The sequence below is a fragment of the Clostridium sp. AF20-7 genome, assembly GCF_003479275.1.
GTDB classification, from domain to species: Bacteria; Bacillota; Clostridia; order Lachnospirales; family Lachnospiraceae; genus Otoolea; species Otoolea fessa.
This window is the reverse complement of sequence record NZ_QUGF01000028.1, coordinates 1-1,769: the sequence shown is the minus strand read 5'-3', so window position 1 is coordinate 1,769 and position 1,769 is coordinate 1. Positions and strand designations below refer to the sequence as shown.

The window sequence follows — 1,769 nt, the reverse complement described above, 5'->3', positions numbered from 1 at the left end:
TGCCTGATTTTGTCCTTCAACCACGAAGGCTTTGTTCAGGAACGAGTCGCACTGATGTCCATGTCGTATCCGGCACGGACTGCTTTTTTCTGTTCCTCGATCTTGCTGCGGTCCAGGTCGGTAATCTTTCGCTTTACCGTTTTGATGGCTTTCACCTGATCCACCGACTGAATGTGCATACTCACAATGAGCGAGCTTTCCATATCCAGAAAATCAGCCAGCAAACGGTCATTCAGTTCCGGTGCGAGAATCTGCAAAAAAGAAACAGTCCCGTATTTCTTACCCATACGGAACTGCTTGCCGGTGCGGAACTCAAAGGAGCTTGGTGCAATAAAATCCTTTGTGGACAGACCGGAAGGAGCCAGCCAGTCCCATTCAAACTGAAACGGGAGTTGTTCATCCATGTGGAATACCGCATGAAGCTGAAAAAGCCTTTCTTTACCGTCCAGCGTTCTGGCAGCTACACCAAGACGCTTGAAGTTATTAAGTATATCGGTCTCAATACGCTCCAGACGGGGCTTGGCGGCTTTGATGCTGTCTGCGTCGATACCAAAGGTCAGGTATTTGGTCTTGATGAGACCGTTGTTACCTCTTGCCAGCTGATTTTGCAGCATTGTGGTGTATTCCTCGCGGATACTGTCAAAGGCATCCCTTTGGGGCGGGATGGAAATGGAGTTAGCAAAGGTCTCCTCCGATGCCGCAAGGTTCAAAAAAGACAGTTGGAAATGAATCGAGCTGTCAAAATAATTGAGGAAATCACACCAACCCTCAAAGATTGCCGTCTTATCTTCGTTTTGGGAGAGTTGATAGTTGATGTCCTGAAACTGGATGGTCTTTGTGTAGTGGCTGTCCGATATGCGGCAGATTCCGTCCGGCCACATCCGTTCATAAGGGATACTGTCCTGCGCAGATTTTCCTTTTTTGTCCGTGCGGTTAGCGCGGGCAATGGCCGCTTCGATCTGCTTCTTATCGGCGCGGGACAGTTTTTTCTTTGTCTTTACCGGCTGCACAGTTTTTTCCTCGGTTTTTCCGAACATCCGATGCAGCCATTTTTTTATTGCGGTGAACAATGTCATACACCTCCTTATCGAGCATTTCCTGCCGCTTTAATACGGCATAAAAGTTATTGGTCTGGTAGGGACGCTGCTTGGGACGGATCACAGCTACTTTGAGAATGTTGCCCACGATCTTTTCCAGGGGCTGTCCATGCTTTTCGTACATAGCCAGCATAAAGAAGGGCAGCATAACCAGCATCATACACATAGCCGCTACACTGTTTCCGGTAGGTTTTCTGAGCAAAAAGAAAAGCGGTACGCCAATAAGCGCTCCGCCCGTGAAGCAGATAAGCTGCCGCTTGGTCAGATTGAACATGACCTTTGTTTTGACTTTTGTTAAGTCCTTGGGTACGGGTACATAAGCCAATGTAGAAACCTCCTTCCGTTTTAGTGCGCCTGAAAGACTGATTTGGCGAGACTGCCGGTTTTGAACAGCGTAAAACATAGCAGTACGGTGTAGCCCACGCAGCTCCAGATTGCCATGATGATGTCATCTTCCAGAGCGATGTTCTGCACCAGCACAGCATAAATTGCCACGCAGACGATAATGAGAAACGCCTGAAAGCCCAGCGCCAGCAGGGATCGGAGGTAATTCTGTCCCATACCGCCCCATTCTTTACCCATCATTGCAGCCATTGGAACGGGAGCCACCGAAGTCACAAGTAGGGTAAGAACCCGACGCCTTGCCATATTGCTATGGCAGGTTTCCGAGAA

The 1,769-nt window shown here is 48.8% G+C and carries 1 protein-coding gene and 2 pseudogenes; all 3 read right to left on the bottom strand.

Annotated features, from left to right (window positions below):
• Window positions 1-53: 53 nt before the first annotated feature.
• Window positions 54-1,010: pseudogene (locus DWX68_RS14435) on the bottom strand (conjugal transfer protein TraE); the annotation flags it as partial.
• The gene (locus DWX68_RS14430; RefSeq protein WP_005335865.1) at window positions 967-1,422 is read right to left on the bottom strand and encodes a PrgI family protein; all 456 of its coding nucleotides are present in this window, start codon (window positions 1,420-1,422) and stop codon (window positions 967-969) included. The gene DWX68_RS14430 and the pseudogene DWX68_RS14435, both read right to left, overlap by 44 nt.
• Before the next feature lie 20 nt (window positions 1,423-1,442).
• A pseudogene (locus DWX68_RS14425) lies at window positions 1,443-1,769 on the bottom strand (hypothetical protein); the annotation flags it as partial.